This window comes from Companilactobacillus ginsenosidimutans (assembly GCF_001050475.1).
Taxonomy (GTDB): domain Bacteria; phylum Bacillota; class Bacilli; order Lactobacillales; family Lactobacillaceae; genus Companilactobacillus; species Companilactobacillus ginsenosidimutans.
Genome location: NZ_CP012034.1, coordinates 965,067 through 988,626 on the forward strand (window position 1 = coordinate 965,067; position 23,560 = coordinate 988,626).

At 35.9% G+C, this 23,560-nt stretch carries 23 protein-coding genes; 8 read left to right on the forward strand and 15 right to left on the reverse strand.

Annotated elements, in window-relative coordinates; all coding sequences use genetic code 11:
- The first annotated feature begins 379 nt into the window (after positions 1-379).
- Both ABM34_RS05145 and ABM34_RS05150 read left to right on the forward strand, forming a co-directional pair.
- A complete protein-coding gene (locus ABM34_RS05145; RefSeq protein WP_048703990.1) occupies positions 380-2,821 on the forward strand; it encodes a Xaa-Pro dipeptidyl-peptidase in 2,442 nt (813 codons plus the stop codon).
- 124 nt (positions 2,822-2,945) lie between these two features.
- Positions 2,946-5,033 (forward strand): KUP/HAK/KT family potassium transporter, encoded by a 2,088-nt coding sequence (locus ABM34_RS05150; RefSeq protein WP_048703992.1) that lies wholly within the window; start codon positions 2,946-2,948, stop codon positions 5,031-5,033.
- A gap of 250 nt (positions 5,034-5,283) precedes the next feature.
- Here ABM34_RS05150 and ABM34_RS05155 read toward each other — a convergent pair whose 3' ends face one another.
- Positions 5,284-6,654, reverse strand: coding sequence for an aspartate ammonia-lyase (locus ABM34_RS05155; protein ID WP_048703994.1), 1,371 nt, complete (start codon positions 6,652-6,654; stop codon positions 5,284-5,286).
- Positions 6,655-6,808: 154 nt separating this feature from the next.
- Between ABM34_RS05155 and ABM34_RS05160 the strand changes: the two genes are divergently transcribed.
- Positions 6,809-7,243: an Lrp/AsnC family transcriptional regulator gene (locus ABM34_RS05160; protein ID WP_048703996.1), complete on the forward strand. Its 435-nt coding sequence runs from the start codon at positions 6,809-6,811 to the stop codon at positions 7,241-7,243.
- A gap of 37 nt (positions 7,244-7,280) precedes the next feature.
- On the opposite strand, the gene ABM34_RS05165 is transcribed toward ABM34_RS05160, so the two are convergent.
- The 4 genes from ABM34_RS05165 to ABM34_RS05180 form a co-directional block, all read right to left on the reverse strand.
- Positions 7,281-7,958 (reverse strand): 2,3-bisphosphoglycerate-dependent phosphoglycerate mutase, encoded by a 678-nt coding sequence (locus ABM34_RS05165; RefSeq protein ID WP_048703997.1) that lies wholly within the window; start codon positions 7,956-7,958, stop codon positions 7,281-7,283.
- An 81-nt stretch (positions 7,959-8,039) separates the two neighbouring features.
- Positions 8,040-8,399, reverse strand: coding sequence for a carboxymuconolactone decarboxylase family protein (locus ABM34_RS05170; protein ID WP_048703999.1), 360 nt, complete (start codon positions 8,397-8,399; stop codon positions 8,040-8,042).
- A gap of 17 nt (positions 8,400-8,416) precedes the next feature.
- On the reverse strand, positions 8,417-9,295 hold the full coding sequence (locus ABM34_RS05175; RefSeq protein WP_048704001.1) for a cation diffusion facilitator family transporter: 879 nt from the start codon (positions 9,293-9,295) through the stop codon (positions 8,417-8,419).
- 133 nt (positions 9,296-9,428) lie between these two features.
- Positions 9,429-9,641, reverse strand: a complete 213-nt coding sequence (locus ABM34_RS05180; protein ID WP_048704003.1) for a hypothetical protein — start codon at positions 9,639-9,641, stop codon at positions 9,429-9,431.
- Between the two features lie 216 nt (positions 9,642-9,857).
- Here ABM34_RS05180 and ABM34_RS05185 point away from each other — a divergent pair, with 216 nt between their 5' ends.
- Positions 9,858-10,574 (forward strand): DUF5067 domain-containing protein, encoded by a 717-nt coding sequence (locus ABM34_RS05185; RefSeq protein ID WP_048704005.1) that lies wholly within the window; start codon positions 9,858-9,860, stop codon positions 10,572-10,574.
- A gap of 87 nt (positions 10,575-10,661) precedes the next feature.
- Here ABM34_RS05185 and ABM34_RS05190 read toward each other — a convergent pair whose 3' ends face one another.
- Together ABM34_RS05190 and ABM34_RS05195 are read right to left on the reverse strand one after the other, a co-directional pair.
- A complete protein-coding gene (locus tag ABM34_RS05190) occupies positions 10,662-12,887 on the reverse strand; it encodes a M13 family metallopeptidase (protein WP_048704007.1) in 2,226 nt (741 codons plus the stop codon).
- 120 nt (positions 12,888-13,007) lie between these two features.
- Entirely contained in the window at positions 13,008-13,475 is a 468-nt protein-coding gene (locus ABM34_RS05195) for a MarR family winged helix-turn-helix transcriptional regulator (RefSeq protein WP_048704008.1), read from the reverse strand.
- An 87-nt stretch (positions 13,476-13,562) separates the two neighbouring features.
- Between ABM34_RS05195 and ABM34_RS05200 the strand changes: the two genes are divergently transcribed.
- Positions 13,563-14,087 carry an NADPH-dependent FMN reductase gene (locus ABM34_RS05200; RefSeq protein WP_048704010.1) on the forward strand — a complete coding sequence of 175 codons (525 nt, stop codon included), beginning with the start codon at positions 13,563-13,565 and terminating at the stop codon, positions 14,085-14,087.
- A gap of 40 nt (positions 14,088-14,127) precedes the next feature.
- On the opposite strand, the gene ABM34_RS05205 is transcribed toward ABM34_RS05200, so the two are convergent.
- Positions 14,128-14,439, reverse strand: a complete 312-nt coding sequence (locus ABM34_RS05205; protein ID WP_048704012.1) for a hypothetical protein — start codon at positions 14,437-14,439, stop codon at positions 14,128-14,130.
- A gap of 324 nt (positions 14,440-14,763) precedes the next feature.
- Here ABM34_RS05205 and ABM34_RS05210 point away from each other — a divergent pair, with 324 nt between their 5' ends.
- Together ABM34_RS05210 and ABM34_RS05220 are read left to right on the forward strand one after the other, a co-directional pair.
- Entirely contained in the window at positions 14,764-15,693 is a 930-nt protein-coding gene (locus ABM34_RS05210) for an IS30 family transposase (protein ID WP_048703591.1), read from the forward strand.
- A gap of 346 nt (positions 15,694-16,039) precedes the next feature.
- Positions 16,040-17,458 carry an amino acid permease gene (locus ABM34_RS05220; protein WP_048704015.1) on the forward strand — a complete coding sequence of 473 codons (1,419 nt, stop codon included), beginning with the start codon at positions 16,040-16,042 and terminating at the stop codon, positions 17,456-17,458.
- Between the two features lie 45 nt (positions 17,459-17,503).
- On the opposite strand, the gene ABM34_RS05225 is transcribed toward ABM34_RS05220, so the two are convergent.
- Positions 17,504-17,749: a hypothetical protein gene (locus ABM34_RS05225; protein WP_048704017.1), complete on the reverse strand. Its 246-nt coding sequence runs from the start codon at positions 17,747-17,749 to the stop codon at positions 17,504-17,506.
- Between the two features lie 210 nt (positions 17,750-17,959).
- On the opposite strand from ABM34_RS05225, the gene ABM34_RS05230 reads away from it, so the two are divergent.
- Positions 17,960-18,829 carry a DegV family protein gene (locus ABM34_RS05230; RefSeq protein WP_048704019.1) on the forward strand — a complete coding sequence of 290 codons (870 nt, stop codon included), beginning with the start codon at positions 17,960-17,962 and terminating at the stop codon, positions 18,827-18,829.
- Positions 18,830-18,867: 38 nt separating this feature from the next.
- Here the strand turns inward: ABM34_RS05230 and ABM34_RS05235 are convergent, their stop codons facing one another.
- The 6 genes from ABM34_RS05235 to phnC form a co-directional block, all read right to left on the reverse strand.
- A complete protein-coding gene (locus ABM34_RS05235) occupies positions 18,868-19,125 on the reverse strand; it encodes a hypothetical protein (protein ID WP_048704021.1) in 258 nt (85 codons plus the stop codon).
- 108 nt (positions 19,126-19,233) lie between these two features.
- On the reverse strand, positions 19,234-20,331 hold the full coding sequence (gene phnW / locus ABM34_RS05240; protein WP_048704022.1) for a 2-aminoethylphosphonate--pyruvate transaminase: 1,098 nt from the start codon (positions 20,329-20,331) through the stop codon (positions 19,234-19,236).
- 4 nt (positions 20,332-20,335) lie between these two features.
- Entirely contained in the window at positions 20,336-21,124 is a 789-nt protein-coding gene (phnX, locus tag ABM34_RS05245; protein ID WP_048704024.1) for a phosphonoacetaldehyde hydrolase, read from the reverse strand.
- A gap of 13 nt (positions 21,125-21,137) precedes the next feature.
- The gene (locus ABM34_RS05250; protein WP_053084447.1) at positions 21,138-22,004 is read right to left on the reverse strand and encodes a PhnE/PtxC family ABC transporter permease; all 867 of its coding nucleotides are present in this window, start codon (positions 22,002-22,004) and stop codon (positions 21,138-21,140) included.
- Complete coding sequence (locus tag ABM34_RS05255) at positions 22,001-22,804, reverse strand: ABC transporter permease subunit (protein ID WP_083988269.1); 804 nt, start codon at positions 22,802-22,804, stop codon at positions 22,001-22,003. The genes ABM34_RS05250 and ABM34_RS05255 overlap by 4 nt, the downstream gene beginning before the upstream one ends.
- Positions 22,804-23,559 (reverse strand): phosphonate ABC transporter ATP-binding protein, encoded by a 756-nt coding sequence (gene phnC, locus ABM34_RS05260; protein WP_048704026.1) that lies wholly within the window; start codon positions 23,557-23,559, stop codon positions 22,804-22,806. Before phnC ends, ABM34_RS05255 begins: the two co-directional genes overlap by 1 nt.
- Position 23,560: the final 1 nt, after the last annotated feature.

Below are 23,560 nucleotides of genomic sequence, written 5' to 3' on the forward strand. Positions count from 1 at the left end.
TTTTTAGCGTTTCAAAAAAACAGCCAAAAACAAAACGCACTTGGGCACGGAGCGTAAGATGCGACACAGCGGAGTGGGCGCGTAACGCCCCGCAGCTTTGTCCAGCTTACACGCAGTGTCCAGTTTTGTTTTTGGCGTTTCCACTATATAAAAGTGAACAAAGCAGATCCAATCATCCCAAAAAAGGTCGTTCACCTATAACCCCACCAAGTCAAAATTTATTTCAAACTCAAAAAGGCCCAATACCCACCAGATATTGAGCCTTTTATAATACAATCAAACAATTTGAAATATCCAATTATTTATCCCAAAAATCTCCCCTGCAAGCATATAATTGAAGTTATTATCATCTCTGAGTAAAAAGAAACGAGGTTATTCAATGCTAAACAATCAATTCGCAATAAAGCCAACTGACTACCAAACTCAGCTAAATGAACTACACGATATTCACTTCATTGATACAGACAATGAGGATGAATCAAATCCAATAAAACTCTGGAAAAATTTTTTAAGGAAAAGCTTTCTAGACTCAAATAGCGATTCAGTGTTCTCACAAAAACTTTCTACACTAATGGCTACTCCTGACGTAAATTTGAATTCATATCTTGAAGAAAATTCAAGATTAAACATTGCTGCTTTCTATAATGTCGCCTTGCAATTATTGGGTTTCCCACCTGATATTGACTTCTCATTTGCTGACCCATTAGAAGGAATGAAAAAAATTCAGCTAAAAATTGTCGATCATCAAGATAAATTTTTAACAGTAGATGAATTAAAATCAGCATGGTATTGGCTTCTAGCTACTCACAATAAAGACGGACAAACATACTTGGACTCATTGGCTGCGCAAGGATATTTCGTCAGTTTCTATGATGATGAAACCGTTCAAAAGCCCCTACTCTTCAACGGAAAAACCTTGCCGGTATTTAATCCACATAGATTGATTCGTGAAGTTGTTTATGTAGAATCACCCCAAGATACCGATCATGATGGAAAATTAGATTTACTAAAGGTCGAAATCCTACGTCCTGCTGAATCGAATAATGGACTTAAAGTTCCAACTTTGTATACTGCAAGTCCATATAATCAAGGAACAAATGATGAGACTGGCGACAGGTTAATGCACAACGTCAACATCCCTCTTACTCACAAAAATCCTGATACAAATAAATATGCTGACATAGAGTACACAGACAGTGAATCCACTTTACCTGCAGCACGTCCGGTCAAAGGCACTTCTGAATCAACTGAGGAAACCTTTGCTAGAGAACAGTCATATACACTAAACGATTATTTCTTAGCCCGTGGCTTTGGTGTTGCATATGCTGCAGGAATAGGTACAAAAGATTCTGACGGAGTGCGGACAACCGGTGATCCGGAAGAAACTGTATCAACAATTTCAGTTATCGAATGGCTAGCTGGCAATAGACGTGCCTTTACCAATAAAATTGACAATATTGCAATCAAAGCAGATTGGTCAAACAAACATGTTGCAATGACCGGTCGCTCATATCTAGGTACCCTGGCAACTGCCGCTGCGACGACTGGTGTTGAAGGCTTGAAAGCCATTCTATGTGAGGCTGCAATTTCAAGTTGGTATGATTACTACCGTGATGGTGGATTAGTCATTGCACCAGGTGGATTCCCTGGCGAGGATGCCGATGTACTTGCAGAAGAAACATTTAGCAGACGCCTTCAGGCTGGAGATTATCACAAAGTTAAAACAACGTGGGATAATCAGCTGAAAAGTATTACCGAGGGTCAAGATAGAGCAACCGGAAATTATAATACTTTTTGGGACGCAAGAAACTATCGTAAAAATGCTAAAAACATTAAAGCTGACGTCATGTTTGTTCACGGACTAAATGATTGGAATGTTAAGCCACGTAACGTTGAGAGATTGTGGAACGACATTGCAGGAAATGATATTTCTAAAAAAATTATTCTTCATCAAGGTCAGCATATTTACATTAATGCTTTCCGATCAATCGATTTTACTGATATTGCGAACCTCTGGTTGACCAATGAGTTGTGGGATGTTGATAACGGTGCCCAGAAGCTCTTGCCAAATGTTATCGTTCAAGATAATGTTAAATCTGAAACTTGGAACAGTTATTCAAGTTGGAGCAATAAGCAAAACGCTGAAAAGAATTATTACTTATCTGAGGACACTCTTAGACCAACAAAAGAGCCCACTTCAGATATTCAGATTTTTTCTGATAAGTTACCAGAAAATATCTTTGCTAACTATTGTAAAAATATAGATAAGTGGCAAAATGATTTGGTTACGGAAAATAATAATTCACTTAAAAAGAATCGATTGATATTCAAATCTGACCGATTGTCCTCAGAATTATTATTGGATGGAACTCCCAAAATCAACTTAAGAATTGCTAGTGACCAAAACATTGGAATGCTTAGTTTTCAAGTGATTGACTATGGTATAAGCAAACGATTGAACGTCTCACCTAGCATTCTTAAAGCAAAGGGATTGGCTGAAACTTATGATTGGCGTGAAGACGATTTGCGAGAATTTCAAATCTCCCACAAACCTTCCGAATACAAAATGATTACTAAAGGTCACATCAATTTACAAAACCGCAAAAATAATTATCATGTCCAAGAAATATCTCCAAACAAGTTTTATGATATTTCGGTTGAACTACAGCCCACTATGTATCGCTTGATTGAAGGTCATCAGCTTGGACTAGTTATTTATGCGACAGATTTTGGAATGACCATCCGAGGAAATCAGAATATTAATTATAGTGTTGATCCAAAATATTCATCACTAGTTGTTCCTTTCCACAGCGCTAAATAAAGTTTTAACAGGGATTAAATTTATTAATAAACTTCTATGTTTATATTTAAAGTTAAATAGTTTGAAGCGATATTTTAAAATGTTATAATCGCCTTCGAATTGTTCGATTTGGAGAGTATATTTTATGGATAAAAAAGATTTGAATATGCTTAAGAAAAATCCGCACTCAAAAATGTCCGTTGCTGGTTTTCTTATTGCATTAGGTATTGTTTATGGGGACATCGGTACATCGCCTCTATATGTAATGCACTCGCTAATGATCGGAAATGGCGGACTTAAAAACATGTCCGACAATTTCATCTTAGGTAGTGTGTCACTTATTTTCTGGACTTTGACGATTGTTACGACTACTAAGTATGTTTTAATTGCTCTTCGAGCCGATAACCGTGGTGAAGGTGGAATCTTTGCACTTTACACTCTGGTTCGAAAACGTGCCAAATGGCTGATTATCCCCGCAATGATTGGTGGAGCCACCTTCTTGGCTGATGGTATGATGACTCCTGCAGTTACCGTTACAGCGGCAATTGAAGGTCTCAAAGGCATTGCTATTAACAACAATGTCTTGATTCACACCCAGACCCAAGTAATTATTATCACAATAATTATCTTGTCGACGTTGTTCTTCATTCAACGTTTCGGTACTCAATTAATTGGTAAAGCTTTCGGTCCAATTATGACCGTCTGGTTTGCCTTCCTTGGTTTGTTAGGATTATTCAATCTTTCTTATGATTGGTCAGTTTTAAGAGCATTGAACCCTTATTACGCCATTCAACTTTTGACCAGCCCATATAATCTACGTGGTATTTTCATTTTAGGAAGTATCTTCCTTGCCACAACTGGTGCCGAAGCGTTGTATTCGGATATGGGACACGTTGGCCGTCCTAACATTTATACTAGTTGGCCATTTGTTAAAATTTGTTTGCTTCTAAGTTATTTAGGACAAGCAACATGGATTCTAAGAGTACGTGATACAGCCATTAATTTGCCTGCAAACTTTAATCCATTTTACGAATCAATGCCACCTAAGTTAAGATTATTTGGTATCTTTTTAGCAGCTATGGCCGCAATTATTGCTTCTCAAGCATTGATTTCTGGTTCATATACGCTTGTATCTGAAGCTACAAAGTTAAGAATTTTTCCAAGATTAAAGACTTACTATCCAACGAACTTCAAAGGTCAACTGTACATTCCAACAGTTAACTCAATCATTTGGATTGTTTGTATCTTCTTAGTAATTTTCTTCCAAAACTCAGAAAATATGTCAAATGCATATGGTCTGGAAATTACCATCACTATGCTAATGACAACAATCCTGTTGCACCAATGGATGTTGATGAAGCGACTAAATAAATTTTTCACCACCTTCATCATTGGGTTCTTCTTTGTAATTGAAAGTATTTTCTTAATTACAAACAGTAGTAAATTCATCCAAGGTGCCTACATTACGATGATTATTGCTGGTGTCTTGATTGGTATCATGTTCGTTTGGAGATATGGTGACAGACTTATGGATGACAATACATTCAGAAGTCACTTTGCCTCACTATTAGCATTCAAACACCAATTAAACGACTTGAGAAAAGATCCAAGTTATCCACTAACAACTACAAACTTGGTTTACTTAACCAAAGTTCACGATGGATATCGAATTAAGAAAAATATTCTCTATTCAATTTTAGATAAACGACCAAAACGAGCGGAAGTATATTGGTTCGTAACAGTCAACGTTACCGATGAGCCATATACCGCAGCCTACAGTGCCGAAACCTTCGACACAGACTACATGGTCAGTGTTCAATTGTACTTAGGTTTCCGAGTTGATCAAAAAGTTAACGTCTATCTAAGACAAATCGTTAATGACTTAATGTCAAACGGTGAAATTAAAACACAACCACAAAAATACACAACAATCCCTGATCGCCAAGTAGGAGATTTCTCATTTGTACTAATAAAAGAAGTCCTCTCACCAGACACAAGAATCAGTGGAGTCAAAAAAGGAATCATACATCTAAGACTAGTACTACAAAAGTTCATCTCCCCCGCCAACTGGTTCGGACTATCCTACAGTGACGTAGTAGAAGAACGAGTACCACTAGTACTAGGAAAAGTATCCTTAAACAGAATAAGATTAGTCAGAAAAGACCGATCAGCATTAAAAGACATCCCAGTCGATAATCCTGTCGGAGACGACGATGACGAAGATGAAGATTAGAGCATAAAATCACACGCCCTTGGACGCGGAGCATAAGACGCCCATAGCGGAGAGGGGTGCGTAACACCCCCGCAGCTCTGGACAACTTATGTGCAGTGGCCAGTTTGATTTTTAGCGTTTCCACTACATAAAAGTAATGCGAATCACACAAACTTGAGTGAATCTAGAACTCATCAAAATGTGTATAACCACAAAAAGTACGATATCTCGATTAGGAGGTATCGTACTTTTTATTTTCTAAAATTCCAACCTACTGAGCCCGATCCAAATCACCAACCTCAGCATCACGATCATAAATCCCCTCATCCTTCAAAATCCGATAAACATCAACACCAGTCTTCAAAGACTTCTTAACTGCATCACAAGCGGCTTCATATCCAATAACTGGAGTCAAATCAGTAACAGTCTCTGCACTGTTCTTAACATCATCTGCACATTCCTTAACATTAGCTTGAATACCCTTGACGCATTCAGTCGCCATCATTGCACAAGCAGAATTAAGGAAGTCTACAGATTCAAACAAGTTATGGAAAATTACTGGCTCAAAAGCATTCAATTCTAGTTCGCCAGACTCTGCGGCAAATGTAATTGTGGCATCATTACCAATTACTTCAAATGCCGCCTGAGATGCAATTTCTGGAATGACTGGATTAACCTTCCCAGGCATAATTGAAGAACCCGCCTGTTGTGCAGGTAATTCAATCTCATTAAATCCACTTTTTGGACCACTGGAAAGCAATCTCAAATCATGACTCATCTTTGATAGCATGACTGCTAAAGCTTTTAGAGAGCCGGAAAATAGCACATAACTATCTAAATTTTGAGTAGCATCCAACAAATCTTCGGCTTGACGGATATTTCTGCCATAGTCTTTCTTTAATTCAGAATACAGGATCTCATCGTATCCATCCGATGTATTCACGCCAGTACCAATTGCTGTTCCACCCATATTCAAAATTTCAAGTTGTTGTGTTGCTTTTTGAACTTGATCTAAACAGCGTGTTAAACCGCTTGCAAAAGCTTTAAAGCTATTACCTAAAGTTGTAGGCACAGCTTCTTGAAGTTGCGTACGGCCCATTTTTTGGACATGTGCGAACTCCTCACTCTTTTCCAGTAAAACATCAATCAATGTTGCGACAGACAAGGTCAATTTATTCGTTTTAATTAAAGTCGTCAGTTTACCAGCACTTGGATAAACATCGTTAGTGGATTGACCAGCATTGACGTCGTCTAATGGGCTCAAATATTGATACTCACCCTTTTTGTGACCTAGGATTTCCAAAGCCCTATTAGTAATTACTTCGTTAACATTCATATTAGTGGAGGTTCCAGCGCCACCCTGGATTTCGGTAATAATAAATTGATTGTCCAATTTATCGGCGAGAATATCTGTAACTGCGAGGCGAATTGCTTCAGCTTTCTTTTGAGACAAACGGCCTACTTTTTCATTAGCCGTTGCAGCTGCTTTTTTAATTCTAGCGACTTGTTTAATAAAATCTAGATCAGTTTTTTTAGTTTGTAATTTAAAATTTCTTGAGGCTCGTTCAGTATTGATTCCGTAATAATCATCATCACTTATTTTAAGTGTACCAATTAAATCTTTTTCAATTCGATATGTCATAATTAATGCCTCCACATTTATGTATGCGAAGAATTTAACACCTTGCATTTAACAAGTGAATAGTAATACTGGTATAATTTGAAAAACAAAAATAGTTTTTTTATTTGCTACATAATATAAAGTTTCAAACCAATTTTGCTACCGGGAGAAAACTATGAATGATATAGACCAAAAGATATTAAACTACCTACAAGCTAACGGAAGATTGTCAATAAAAAAATTAAGTGAAGCCTTATTTATCACGGCTCCAGCTGTTTCTCAACGCATCAAAAAACTGGAAGAAAACGGATATATCAAGTCATATAATGCTAACCTAGATTTGACTAAAATCGGTTTAAATATCAAAGCATTTATCCAACTTGAAGTCGGACCTGACCGAAAACCTGAATTTTATAAATACATCAAAGCCATTCCTAACGTTTTGGAATGTGATTGTATCACTGGTCCTTATTCCATGTTGCTTAAAACTGTGTTTGAATCTACACAAGACCTAGATGATCTGGTTACAGAATTACACCGTTTTGGAAGTACAAACACACAAATCGTCTTTTCAACGCCAGTTCAAGACCGTGGATATTATATAGAGTAAAAAAAATAGTTTTGGAAAAATTTGAAATTTTCCAAAACTATTTTTTTATTGTCCTATTTGTATTGATTAAGGTGAAAGAATCATCAAATTCATAGATTAAAGGTTCCCCGTTTGCAACTTCAACACCGTCAATATCCGTATCACTTACATTATCCAAATATTTAATCATGGCTCTAATAGTGCTTCCATGAGCAACTACTAACTGGTCTTTGCCATCTTTTAATTCAGGAACAATGTTATCAAGATAATAAGGAATTATTCGCAAATATGCTGCATGAAGACTTTCAGAAGCAGGCATTGCTTTAGGATCCACATACTTATATGGTCCTACTCGCAGATCAGGTGCATCCAACTTGGGAGGAAATGCATAAAAACTTCTTCTCCAGATCTGAACTTGCTTAGCTCCATACTCCCTTCTAGTTGCATCCTTATTTTGCCCTCTAAGAGCTCCGTAGTGACGTTCATTTAACTGCCAGGCCTTGGTGATTGGCAGATAATTTAAATCCAAGTCATCTTGAATTATGTACGCTGACGAGATTGCTCGTTTCAAAACTGATGTCCAGACATGCCGGATATCGAGATTCTGAAGCTTTTTAGCAGTTTCATGAGTTTGTTCGATTCCTTTTTCAGTCAAATCGACATCATTCCAGCCAGTATAACGATTTTCCGCATTTGCGATACTTTCGCCATGTCTTACTAAAATTAGTTTTACCATTAAATAAATTCCTACTTTACAAATGAATTAACGCTAACAATGTTATCACTAATTCAATATTAATTTAAAGCTCAGGAGTATTTACTTTAAATCAGCTCCATAATATTGTTCAGCAGCTTCCAAAGCAATTCCACCATAAACAATTGCTGGGCCACCACTCATCATGATTGCGATATTAACCGTTTCAACAACTTCTTGAACAGAGGCACCTGATGCTTTAGCTTCAGCAAGATGACTAACAATACATCCCTCACAACGCGTTGAAATAGCAATCGACAATGCCATCAATTCTTTTTCCTTTTGACTCAATGCTCCGTCTTTCATCGCATCAGTATGCATTTTGAAATAATCTGCACCTACAGCTTTAGTCTGTTTTTGTAATCTTGATGTATTTTCCTTGGCATGTTTTAAAAATTCTTGATAATCTTTTCCTTCACTCATATTAAGCCCCTCTTTTTTTAAAAAATTAGTGGTTCTTTCAAGCCCCGAGTACATTCAGCCTGAAGTGTGACATGAGATACATTAAATTGATCTTTCAAAATTTTTTCTATTTGAGAATAAATTTTTTCGAGCTCATCCATATTACAATTTTTCGTAACATTAATGTGAGCATCAAAAATAATATAATTCTCATCGATCATCCAATCGTGAATATGATGGATGCCTACAACATCAGGAACAGTCAATACTGCCTTTTTAACCTCATTTAGATCGATATCCGGACTGGCTTCCATCAAGATGTTAATTGTCTCTTTAACTACGTCAAAAGCTTCTTTTAACAACCACACGGCGATGACAATAGTAATAAATGGATCAACCCAATACCATTGAAACAAAGTAACAAAGATTGAAGCAATAACCACGCCGACTGATGACAAAGTGTCAGAAAGCATGTGCAAGAATGTTGCCTTGATGTTTAGATTATCTTTTGAACCGCCCCACAATGCTGCCATAGATATAAAGTTGGCTATTAAGCCAATAAGTGAAACGACCATCATCAAGGTACCATTGATGTGTTGTGGAGTTCTAAATCTTCTTATTGACTCTATAATCATCAGAATGGTTATTACAATCAAGATGCTAGAGTTGACGAATGCGGCCAAAATTTCAGCTCGCTTGTAACCAAAAGTTTTGGCAGAGTCGGTGCTCTTACGTCCAATTAGGTTGGCAACGTAGGAAATCACAATTGAAAGTGAGTCTTCCAAATTGTGCACGGCGTCGGAAAGCAAGCCTAAACTACCGGAGATGATACCACCAAAGAATTCTGCGATGGTGATAATAATATTTAATAATGTTACGGCAAAAAATCTTCTACCAGTAACTTCTGAGTGTTCCATACAAATTGCTCCCCTCTACACGTTTCTATGATAACAAACTGAGCGCGAAAAACTATCAAAGAAGAATTATTGTGGAAATAAAAAAACAGACTGATTATTCTCAGTCTGCTGGTCTTTGATACAAATTAATTTACTATCTTGAAGTTGTAGGTTTAGCAACTACTTTAATTGGATGGGCGATATCAATCGATTCAGAGAATTGATTCGTGATATAGTTCATCATGCCGTCACGTGCTTCTTTTTTAGAAACATTGTGGCAAATGCGCTTCTTAGCGATTCTTTGGCCTTTCTTATCTAAAAACTTACATGTGACTTCATAGTCGCCATGATTACCAAAAAACAACATTGTGTGTTACCCCCTCGTAAATTGATAAAAAACACCCCTGATGTTTCAACCAGATATTTATACCATTTTTTAAAAAAACGTTCAACACTTTTCGCTCGTTTTCGTAAAAAAAATTTACTCAACTTTTAGTGAATAAATTTGGAAAAAGAAATATGCTAAAATGTAACGTATAGAGTTATCATTAGTAGGTATACACATATCTGATGGGAGAGTAATATGGACAATCAAAAGCCAACTATGACACGTGGCCAATATCGTAAACAGCGTACGCCTTTTTACAAAAAAGCTCCGTTCATAATCACACTTGTGGTCATCCTCATAGCTATTATAGCGGGTATAATTTATTGGAGTGTTGGAAACACTCATAAAAAAAATGCTGAAAACAATTCTAATCGAGTTGAAAATGTTCAATCGAATAAATCAACTAAGAAGAAGAATTCGGGTACCAAGTCAGCTGCCAGCCAAAAAGTAGCTAAAGAGGATTCAAAAGAGAAATCTGACGACAAAAAGACTGACAAAAAGAAAACATATAGCAATCCCGGTTCTTATAACAATCTGGATTACAAGACCGACGATTTTGAATTTAAAATCGGTAATGATGTAAAGCTTGTTAAAGATTCAACTGGTAATTCAGCTTTATTAATCCAATACACTTATACTAATAAGTCAAAGAAAAATCAGATTCCTCAAAAAGTTCAATACGCCAATATGATTCTGAAACAAAATGATAAAGAATTAGTTCCTACTGGTGGGGATGGAGATTATTCTGAACTCGTAAGTAAGTCAAACATGGGAGAAGTTATTCCTGGAGCTACTTTTGAAGGTGCACTATTGGTCCAAGTTCCTGATGCAAATGCAGATGTTAATATGTATTTCAAGAATATTCAAACTGGTCAATACCTCAACACTATGCAGCCATTTAAACTTTCTTAATGTAAGTTTATAAAATCTAGATAATTAAAAAGCACATTTTCCATAAAAATGGAAAGTGTGCTTTTTTCCGTAATGTTAAAACTATAATTAATTCCACAAATCAAATCTATTTGCAGGGTCTATCCACATACCATCATTTGGTTTAACGTTATATGCTTTGTCAAAAATCTCATTGTTTTGCAAAGTTACATCAACACGGACTGGGAATGGTGCGTGATCCGCAGCGCCAATATTTATCCTAGCTAATTCAGCAGCTTTAGAATCGGTTGTTGAAATGAAATATTTTTGTCTGTTAGCTTTCGCATAATTCTCAAAAAATTGTTTCCAGTTTTCCCCACCTGTTTGTTGTAACGCTAATTCAGATACTTGTAGTCCCGCATTATCTGCCATAGCTTCATTTACAACTAAGTTACCGCTTAATGAGACTTGATCGAATACAATATTGTCATATTTTTTGACCATTTGTTCTTTTTTATTTTCAAGATTTGCTTGATCACTTGCTGGTAACCAAGTTTTTAATAGACCATTGGCATCAAACAATGAACCTTTTGAATCAAACGCATGAGTCAATTCGTGTCCAATTACAGTTCCCAAAGCACCATAATTTTTAGAATCTGATTGATTCACATCGAAAAATGGATCCTGAATAATTCCTGCACCTATATAAATTGCATTCTTAGTAGGAACATATTGAGCTCCAGTTAAAAGGCTTGACAATGTGTCCCATTCAGTCCTATCAACTGGTTTTTGATAATCTGCATATGGTTGGTAATTTGATCCATTTCTAACGTCTAACGCAATTTTAAACGGATCAGTGGTTCTTGGATCTGCAGTAACGTTCTTCATGTATGAATATGAATCTGAAGGAGCAGCTACGTTAACTGTAATATTGTTCAATTTATTAAGAGCAGCCTTCTTGCCGTCTTCACTCAACCAGCTGCTATCACTAATTTCTTTCTGATATGCTGACAAAATATTTTCTGTCATATTGTTAACAGCATTCTTCGTTTCAGTACTAATAAGTACATCCCCAAAATATTTGCTGAACACTTCCCCAAAGGTATCAAGGGTCAAGTAGTAAGCATACCTGTCACGGAACTGTGTTGGAGTTTCACCTTGAACAGTTGGAAAATTAACTTGTAATGCAGATAAACGTGACGCATTGTCTAAAACATAATTTGAAATCATCCATGATTTAATCATTTGGAAATTATCAGGATTAATTATTTTATCAAAGTTTTCATAAAAGCTTGGAGTCATGTTAAACACATAACCTGGTGTGACGCCAAATGTTGTATTAATGAACTTATCAATATTCATATAACTACTGATATTTGAAAAGTCAGTATACTTTTCAGGCGCATAGTTTCCAGTTCGATAAATACCATTAACATTCGTGACATCTTGCATTTCACTTATATCGCGATCTGTTTTTGATGAATTTTGGAAAAGTAATAAATCAAACTTTTCAGTGTTCTTAACAATATTTTCAACGGTCTGAATATCCACACCAGCTGTACTCAAAAAACCGCCGATTGTATCTCTAGACTCCTTATTATAATCAGCTAAGGTCCCACCTGCTCCAATTAATAATGGAGTATCCCCATAAAAGTAAATTGCACGAAGTTCAGGATTATTTTGATCAATATCAACTTTTATTCCAAAAGGCAATCTAACACCTGCACGAAGCAAATCATTCAACTGACTGTTCAGATCTGATAAATCAGCAATACTGTCAATTTTATTAACTTCACTCATAATATCTGGTTGTCCATTTATAGCATAATCAGCTGGCTTTTGAAACAAGCCGTTAGCAATGGACTTATAGTAATTAACAGCTTTAATCATGTTTGGATCAGTCGTTGTTTCAGTACCATTCACATAGTTATAAAACTTTGTTTTCACTGCCTGATTAACCGCATCCTGGGTTGATATTATAGTTCCAGCATCTTTTTGAGTTAATAATAAATTATTGTCTTGAATCCACTGATGATTAACATAATCATAATAATTATTTTGTGGCTTAAATTTGTTAGTAGTTTTATTAGAATCAATACTCGAATTGGTCGAGGAATTATCAGTATTCACATCCGCAGACTGATTTGAAGCAGCTTGCGCTGATTGATCAGAGTTATTTTCGGACGAAAATCCATTGTAAACTTTTGTAGTTTGTTTAGTGTCAGAGACAGTATTGGCCTCTGGTTTTAAGGCAGTATTTGTATCATCTGCTTTAACATTTTGAGTCGTGACTGTTGCACCCAACAAAACGGCTGCGAACATCGTAGCTTTTAGAAATTGACTTTGGATTTTCATGATATTTCCCCCGTTAGTCATATTTTCAACCTATTAAGACCAATTGGCAATATATAGGTAATAAAAATAATGATTAATTTACAATTAATATTTAAGTGGAAATATTTCCGTCAAATTTGACTACAAATTAAAATCCATCTTATTTATTCTCCGTAATAATTCAGTAAAACGAGCTAATTCTTCATCAGAATAATCAGAAACAATCTCAGCCAGTTGAGTTCGGTTTCTATCATCAAGTTTCTGTTTAATTCCGAGAATTTGTTTTCCAAGGTCAGTTAAACTAAGTAGCCATTCTTTGTTATTAATTTCAGTTTTATGTTTGATGACTAGATTAAGCTTTTCCAGCTTTGTTGCACTCCGTGATGTTGATGCTTGAGACGCCCCTACCGACTTTGGTAGCTCTTTTAACGAGACTTCATTATTAATCTCAAACAGACCAATTATTCTGAATTCACGAGTGCCCATTTTAGAAATTATTTTCTTTAATTCAACTGAAGTAGTTTGTTGAATCGCCCACTGTTTTTCTTTATCATTTTTCTCATCCCTGGAGATAAAAATATTTAGTAGATTTAAAATTTCATTTATCATATTTATTCACCCGAATACATCTTGACATTTTTTTGATAGGTTGTAAACTATTTCTATTCATATGAATAAATATTAAAGAGGCAAACTATGAAAAACATTGGATTAATTATTGGGACAAACCGACCCAATCGGATCGGAAAGCACATTGGTGATTGGATCAGCAAGCAGTTCAATTCGAAAACTTTAAATTTGCAGGTTATTGATCTGGAAACTGAAAATTTACCATTTCTCGATGAACCAAATATTCCGGCAGAACATAATTATATGCAAGAGCACACAAAGCAATGGTCAGAGAAAATTTCGAAGTTGGACGGAATTATCATTTTATATCCACAATACAATTGGGGTTATCCGGCAGTTCTAAAAAATGCACTCGACTATTTACATACAGAATGGGCAGGAATGCCAGTATCAACCATAGTTTATGGATCACATGGTGGGTTTCAAGCTCAAATCGCCTTAAATCTTGTATTACGTGGATTACGCATGAATGTACTAAGTACAAATTTGGGGTTGACTATCGATACAAAAAACTTCGACATTTCTGAACTTGAAGAATACTCTGCAGATGTTTCTACAATTCAATCAGAATTCGAACGACTATTAAATTAAAAAGACCATGCAATCATAATTGATTACACGGTCTTTATTTTTAAACTAAGGTATCTCTTACTAATTCATATGCTTTATCATTTGGAACTTCTCTAATCATATACTGACTAGTGATTTGTTCTTGGAGCATTTTTCTTTTTTTCATATCTTTTCGTTGCAAAGCAAGTCTCATTCGCTTGTACAATCCGTCAAAAGCATTTTGCTTATTATTATTCACTGCAATACTTTCGTTGGTGCGATCTACTGCTTCCTTACAAATATCAAAAGCTTGATCAGTGACTTGTAAATTATTCACTTTAGCCGATATTGCTTGATTCAATTGACGCTCATCACTAACTTTTAACATTATCATTGTTCGTACTCCTTATCACTTTTACCTATTTATATCATGTAAAACCTGATAAATATTGTCAGTAATTGTAAAACAATTTGTAAAACTTTGCCTTACATATTGAGTATAAGGTAGTTTTGAAAGAGTAACAATCAATTTAAACCCCATGAAAACGCATTCTTGGGAACTTTTTTTATTTATTAATTTCCATTCAATTTACTCTAATATTTATTAATATAACTTAAATTGTAAGATTAATCCGAACACCTAAATAAAATAAAAAAACCCATAGTAAATGTTCTACAATGGTTAGCGACTAAACAGACCAGAAAGAAGACATTTACTATGAGCATATCTACTTTATCACAGTTTGAGCGCGGAGCCATATATCAATTATTAAAAGATGGTAATTCTCACAATGAAATTGCAAGAAGGATGAAGTTGTCCAAATCTACAATTAGTAATGAACTCAGCCGTGTCGATCCGTATGACCCTGTTCTGGCACAAGAGCACGCTGATAAAATGAGGCGCCATTGCGGAAGACAATCAATACTGTCAAAGGATAATGCCATTCTGATTAAGCAACACCTTGAGCTAACTTGGTCACCTGAACAAATAGCTAGTGAATTAAACCTGTGTTTTAAATCCATCTACAACTGGATTTATCAGGGGTTGATCGATTTTGATTCAGAACTATTATCAGATAAATCTCGTCGTAAAAAGCATAAACATGAGACACGTGGGACTTTCAAAGTTGATGAAACCATAGAGACGAGACCCGAAGAAATTAATACTCGTAAGACCTTTGGACATTGGGAAGCTGATACTGTCCTATCTTCACGTGGACAATCAAAGGCTTGCTTAGCAACGTTTGTAGAACGTAAGACAAGATTCGTCTGGGCGATTAAGATCAATGATCGTACTAAGGAATCAATGAATTCAGCGATAAAAAAGATGAAATCAATCTTTGGTGAAAACATTAAATCTATAACAGTGGATCATGGAAAAGAGTTCTCAGGATTCAACGACTTGGCCGATTATTACAATCTTCCAGTCTATTTCTGTCATCCATATTCACCATGGGAACGTGGAACTAATGAGTACTTCAATCGAAAACTACGTTGGTTCTTTCCAAAGAAAACAGACTTCAACAGTGTTTCTGAAGATGAGTTGCTGGAATCATTAGAATTGATCAATAATCGACCATTAAAAATACTTGGCTGGAACACGGCCATTGAGACGTTTAGGGATTGTGTATTGAAGTGTTCGGATTAAACTTGCAATCTCTCATAATTAAATAATTCAGGTCATATTTGAAGGTCAAGCTGTCTCTAACCACAACTCTTAAATTGTCCTGAAAATAATCATTACAAATATTTTTATGTTTAATTAATTTATGTTTAAAAAATCGACTTATACATCATCCTAAATGAAATTATTTTGTTAGTTTGGCCTAAATATCTTTTCGTAATTGGAAAAAATTATTTTTATTTTCTTGTTTTCACAAAAACAAACCTTACCACCAAGGCATTTATAGCCTTATTTATGAAAATTCAAAAAATTGGTAATAATTATTATTTCGACGCTAAAATAAGGCAATTTATAAAAGGTGGTGTTAGATATGGATCTTTTTAGAAAAAAAGATATCAATGTCTTGCTGGCTAGACAGTCTCCCTTAAAAAGGACTCTGAAGACGTTTGACTTAACGTTACTCGGAATCGGAGCCATTATCGGTACTGGGATCTTTGTTTTAACTGGTAAAGGCGCATTAACTGCAGGACCGGCTCTAGCTTTATCATTCGTCATCGCCGCAATTTGTTGTGGGTTCGCTGGTCTCTGTTATGCTGAGTTTGCTTCGATGGCTCCCGTAGCTGGTTCAGCCTATACTTATTCATATATTTCTTTTGGTGAAATTATAGCCTTCATTATTGGCTGGGATTTAATTTTGGAGTACGCACTTGGTGCCGCAACTGTTGGTGCTGGATGGTCAGGTTATTTCGTCAACTTCGTCGGAAATCTTGGTTGGCATATCCCCAAGGTATTAACCGCTGCAGCTGGTACTACTCCTGGTGTCACAACTTACTTTAATCTTCCAGCGTTCGCAATCATTATTTTAATTACAAGTATTATCGCAATGGGTATTAACCAAACAAAACATTTAAACGATATCATGGTTACTATCAAAGTTAGTGTTATCATTATTTTCATTGCAGCAACAGTTTGGTTTGTACATGCTAAAAACTGGCAACCATTCTCACCTTACGGATGGTATTCATTCCACAAGGGTACTGCTTCAGGTATTATTCCTGGTGCCTCTATCGTCTTCTTCTCATTCATCGGATTTGACTCGGTTTCCTCAAGTGCTGAAGAAACAATCAATCCTAGAAAGACACTTCCAAGAGGTATTTTATATTCATTATTAATCGCCTCTGTTTTGTACGTTGCCATGACACTTGTCATGACTGGTGTTGTTAAATACACAGTCTTCGCAAAATTCTTGGATGCACCAATCCTTGCTGTTTTAGCTAAAACTGGCCAAGGTTGGCTATCAATGTTAGTCAGTCTTGGAGCAATTCTTGGTATGACTACCGTCATATTAGTCCAGCTATACGGTCAATCAAGAATTACATATTCAATGTCACGTGATGGACTATTCCCTAAATTCTTCGGTGAAATCAGTCTCCGTCACCAAACACCTTATAAAGGCACATGGTTCTTCGGAATCACAACTGCTATCGTTTCGGGATTCATTAACTTAAACATTCTTTCAGAACTTGTAAATATTGGTACCCTAACAGCCTTCATTCTTGTTTCGGCAGGTATTCTCTGGATGCGTAAGAAACACCCTGAATTGCACCGTGGATTCAAAGCACCTGGTGTTCCATTTACACCTATCATTGCCATTGCCTTCTGTTTACTACTAGTTGTCGGGTTAAACTGGGAAACATGGATCAGATTCATTGTTTGGTTCGCAATCGGTATGTGCATCTACTTTGGTTATGCTAGGAAACATTCATTAATGAACCAAGAAACAAAGTAGAAAATAAAAAAGCTGAGAGCAATCTCAACTTTTTTTGTGTCCAATTTATTGATTGAAAAAATATGAAATAATTAAAAATACAATTCCACCGACTAATACACCGATTCCGATAATGGCATAATTCCATAAACCTAATACTCCAAAGATTATCAAAAGAATTCCAATTATTGGATGACGGAATATAAATCCAACCGTTTTAAACAATAACCAAATTATCACAAAAACTGCTACCAAAACGGCAATTAGAAGTGGCATCGTACTTGTAGAATTTGCTGCCAAAAGTGTGAACATTTTTGACCTCCTTTTGAGAAAAATTATATCATCAAATTATTCTTTGTATACTTTTAAATACTCATTGAAAACTTAAGGATTAATTGACACAATGGTATTTCAATGGTAATTTTTTTATGAATAACAAGTGTGAGGTTTGGATTAAACACATCATTTATTCTAAAAACTGAACACACTTAATGGGGATAATTTTTTAGGGAGAATCATACGATGAGTAAGATTGCAATCGTCACTGATAGTACATCAGGACTAAGCGAAGAAGATTTAGCAAAAATGGGTAACGTATTTATGATCCATTTCGAAGTTCAATTGGACGGTAAGTTTTATCACGAGGGTATCGACTTATCTGATAAACAATTTTACGATGGACTAGCAACAGCAAAGGAATTTCCGACAACTGCTCCACCAAGCATGCAAGAGATGTTTGATTTCTATGATAAAGTTGCAGCCAAAGGTTATGACGAAATCATCAGTATCCATATTACAAGTGGAATCACCGGTTTTTATAACAACCTTGTGACTGCACTTGCAGACTACAATGGTCCAACAGTGCATGCTGTTGATTCATTCTTATCAATCCAGCCAATGGGATACTTAGTAAAATATGCGTCTAAGCTTGCCCTTGAGGGAGAAAATATTGATGACATCCTTAAGAAAGTCGATACACAAAAGAAAACTATCGGCGAGTACTTTATTGTTGATGACTTGAAGAACCTCGTTCATGGTGGACGTTTGACAAATGCTGCTGCATTTACGGGAAGCTTATTACACATCAAGCCAGTGTTAACAATGAATAACCCAGAACACAAGATTGTAGCGACAAATAAGATCCGCACTATGAGACGCGCAATGAAGTTCATCGAAAATAAATTTGAAGAAGTAAGAAAAGAACGCGATTACAAACTTCACATGTACCTTACAGGAACCAACAATTTGGCTTCAGTCGAAGAGTGGAAAGAAAGAATGCAAGCAAAGTATCCTGATATAGATATTGAAACTGGTCAAATCACTCCAGTTATCGGGGCACATCTTGGTTCTAACGCATTTGTTCTCGGGTACTCAGAAGAAGTAATGAAATAGCAAAAGAAGCAATATCCCCCTCGGATATTGCTTCTTTTTTAATGTACTTCATTAAATTGTTCAATGAGATTATTTACTTGATCTTCAACCTTAGCGTCATTCTTCTTATCAAATGCAATGTCCAGAGGATCATTCTCCTCGCGAGTTGCATACAAATTAATGATAGTTTTGTCAGCAATAATAAAATCTTGCATATCAATGCTCATATGTGAAAATCGGTGCAAAAATTCAGGATAAACAGTTAAAAAATTATTTTTTGTTAAATTTATAGATTGCTTCTCATTAAGGTTTGTCATGATATCCTCCGTTAACACTCAATTGTGAACATTTTAGCATACAACATACTGGATAGCACGCAGCAAAAAAGCTGATTAACGATATTAGACCGTTAATCAGCTTTTTATTTATACAGTCGCGTTGGAAATCTTTGCGATTGCACCTAATAATGAATCGATATCTTTGTCGTATACTTCCCCAATGTTACCAATACGGAAAGTAGGAACCATTGAAATTTTACCAGGATAAATTACAAACCCTGCCGTTTTTAATTTTTGATAAAATTCAGAGAAATCAAAATCATCAGTAGGATATCTAAATGAAGTAATTATTGGTGATTGAAATTCATCATCAATCAACTGTTTAAAACCAAGTTTATCCATTCCTTGTGATAATTTACGTTGGTTCTCACAATAACGAAGATGTCTCTTTTCAACCCCACCCTCAACCTCTAATTCGGTCAAAGCTTGGGCAAAAGCATGAACCACATGAGTTGGAGATGTAAAGCGCCACTTACCATGGTTCTTTTCCATTTCGCTATATTGATCATACAAATCTAATGAAAGTGTACGAGCATTCCCCTTAGTACCCTTCAGAATCAACTTATTAGCAATCACAAACGCAAAGCCAGGTACACCTTGAATACATTTGTTAGTACTACTAATCAAGAAATCAATTTCTAACTCTTGAACGTTGATAGGAATACCGCCAAAACTACTCATAGCATCAACAATAGTTACAACACCTTGAGCTTTAACCCAAGGAATAATTTCTTCAATTGGATTCAAAATACCAGTCGTAGTTTCACAATGGATCATTGCAAAATGGGTGATTTCAGGATGAGCCTCAATTTCTGCTTTTACTAATTCAGCAGTAACTGGTTGTTGTTCATCCACTTTCAAATCAACATGATTAATACCATAAACATCTGCCATTTGAGCGATTCTTTCACCATATGCACCATTCATTGCAATAAGTAAAGTTCCATCTTCAGGCATCACAGAACTAATTACAGATTCTACTCCATATGTTCCACTACCTTGGATAGGAACAGCTGTGTAATTAGCAGGATCAACTTGAGCAATCTTTAGCAATGATGAACGAATCGATTCAGTAATAATCTTATAATCGTCATCCCAAGTACAATAATCCTTGTTCATAGCTTTTTTCACAGTTTCACTAGTAGTAAGTGGTCCTGGTGTTAGTAATAAGTAATCATTTTCCATTAGTTTACATTTCCTTTAGTTGATTTAAACTCTTGATAACTTCTGGTAATTCTGAAAGATCATTAATTATATAATCTGCATCAACAGTTTCAAATTGTTGACGAACCTCTGCACGGACAGCTTCACGTTCATCTTCAGTTAAATTGTTGAAGTCTGATTCGTTAAGTCCCATCAAGCTACTACCATCGATAATTCCAACAGTTTGAACGCCGGCATTGCGACCTTCTTCGATATCAACAATTGTGTCTCCAACTTTAAGTGCTTCCTCTGGCTTGATTTCTCCAAGTTCAAAAAGAATTTTTTCAATCATGTCAGGTGCTGGACGACCATTATTATTTACATCAGCAGACGTCAACACAATATCAGGTTTGTAGCCAAGATTGCTTGCTCCACGTTGAACGGCATCCATCATTTCAGGTGTATAACCTGTCGTGGTTGCATATTGAATTCCTGAATCTTCAAGAAAATCAATTGTGTCCAATAAATGTGGCTTCAATTCAGTTTGCTTAACCAAATGTGCCATCAATGCAGACTCGAACATTGTGTATAATTCTTTACGATCATCTTCAGTGGGAAGTTCACCGTACTCATCTTCCCATTGTTGGCGAATTGTTGGCAATTGCAACATTTCTCCAATATGATCCCACTTAGACATCCCCATAAATTGACGAATCTCTTCATCAGTTGGGTAAATGCTTTTAGTGTTAAATGCAGCTTTGAAAGCTACCACTGGTGCCAAACTACCATAATCGACAGTAGTTCCGGCCCAATCAAAAATTACAGCTTCAATCATTTAATAAACTCCCTTACTTTGCCAAATAATGTTGTCTAATCTTAACAGCAACAAATTCCAAAATCATAGTTGTGAAGATTACCATATATACGATGTATCCTACTTCATGGAAATCGAAACTCAAACCACTTGTAACAAATAGTTGATATCCAATTCCACCAGCACCTGCAGCGGCTCCAACGGCAACTGCATTCGCAAAATTGATTTCCAAACGGATGAATGTCCAAGAAACGAGTGAAGGAATAATAGTTGGCCAAACAGCTTGGAAAACAATTGTCCAGAATTTACATCCGGTAACTTTAAGCGCATCGATTATTGCTGGATCGATTTCTTCAATACTTTCAGAATACGCTTTAGTTAAATATGCAACACTATGAAAACTAAGTCCGAGGATTGCTGCAGTTGGACCTAATCCAACAGCAATTGAGAAAATCAATGCCCAAAGGATTGTTGGAATTGCACGAACAATCGCCATGACTGCTCTAATCCCCGCACCTAAGTATGCATTTGTTAAGTTTCTCGAAGCTAGAACAGCTAGGAAGAAACCGACGACTGCACCAATAATTGTCGTCAAAATTGCTAGTAATACACTGACACCTAAAGCTTCAAGTAATACCATAAATCCATCTGAACCAGCATTTGGTTGTACAAACATTTGCTCAAAAGTCATCATGAGACCCTTGAAAGCTTCTCCCAACTTAACGTTTTCAGTGTTGAGATGTGTCAAACTATAAATTGTAATTAGAATCAAGCCAATGAAAACTGAGTTAATCATCCACGTGGATGCAGAAGTTTTACGAAGCTTAATTTTTTTTGGTTGAGGATCTCTATTAAATGAAGGTTTTTGAATGATTGGCTTTGAGCCTTCTCTTGAAATCATAAGATCACCTTTCTGATTTGATTCGATAGTGTTTCTAGTACGATTACAACAACAATGATTGCAAGAACAGTCATCCCTGCTGCATCAAATCGGAAACTCTTATAATACAAATCGAAGATAAATCCAATTCCTGTACCAGTCAAAATACCTACAAGCGTTGCATCACGAACGTTATTTTCGATCATGTAGAGAATCCAACTAATTAAACTTGGAATTATTTGAGGAATAACAGCTTGGAAAATAACCTGGAAATAGCTTGCTCCAGTAGCTTTTAAAGCAAGCATAGCTTCACCTGCTTCATCCTCAATAATTTCCATAAATGCACGCATTAGAAAACCAACAGTCATTAATAATAAAGCTAGAAAACCAGTAAAGTTGCTTTGTTTAAATGAGAACAATAAGATCATTGCCCAAGCAACTAAAGGAATATTTCTAAAGAACGATGCAATACCACGTACTAGTATTTGAGTAAACTTATTAATACCAGTTGCTTTAGAGCCAACGATTGCAAAGAAAATTGCAATAATTCCGGCTACAACGACTGATGCAATTGACATCAAAACAGTTTCAAACAACTTTGTCATTATTTGTGGCAAGTACGACATTGAATTTTGAGTTGGTTGGAAATTAATTAACAACCAGGAGAATGCCTTGGGAATAGACAATGCTCCTTCAAATGTATCAAATTGTAAAATGAAACATCCTACAACGTAAATAGCCCCGATAATTGCTATTACACCAGTTTGCATCAATCTCTTTTTGCCAAGGTAATGTGTTGCACTTAATTTTTGTTGATTCATTAAGCTAGCTCCTTAGCTGCAGCTGCTCCATAAAGCTCAGCAATTGCTGCTTGATCTAACTTGTCCGCTGAATCATTAAAAATCATTTCACCGTGACGAATACCAATAATTTGATCAGCGTGTTGTTTTGCCAAATCAATTTGATGCAAGTTAGCAATACAAATAATGTTATATTCGTCAGTCAACTGTTTAAGTAACTTCATTACATTTTGTGCTGAAGCAGGATCCAGGGATGCAATTGGTTCATCACAAAGGATAACCTTTGGATGTTGAATCAATGCTCTGGCGATACCTACTCTTTGCTTTTGACCACCACTTAATTCAGAACAACGTTGAAGCGCAAATTCTGATAGACCAACTTTGTCAAGAAGATCCAATGCTTCTTTCTTTTCATCTTCAGTATAGTGACCCATTACGCCTGCAAGTGTTGACTTATATCCGAGTCGACCATGAAGAACGTTTTCTAGAACAGTTAATCTTTCAACAAGATTGTAGTTTTGGAAAATCATTCCAATTTGACGACGTAATTTTCTCAATTCCTTCTTATTTGCCGAACGAATATCTTCACCGTCAAGAAGAATCTCACCATCATCATCCTTGATAAGTTGATTCAAGCTTCTAAGAATTGTAGTTTTACCTGCCCCTGATGGGCCAATGATTGCTACAAAATTACCTGGATCAATTTTAAAAGAAATATCAGTCAAAGCTGGTTTATCCTTTTGGTAACTCTTCGCTAAGTTTTTTACTTCCAGCATC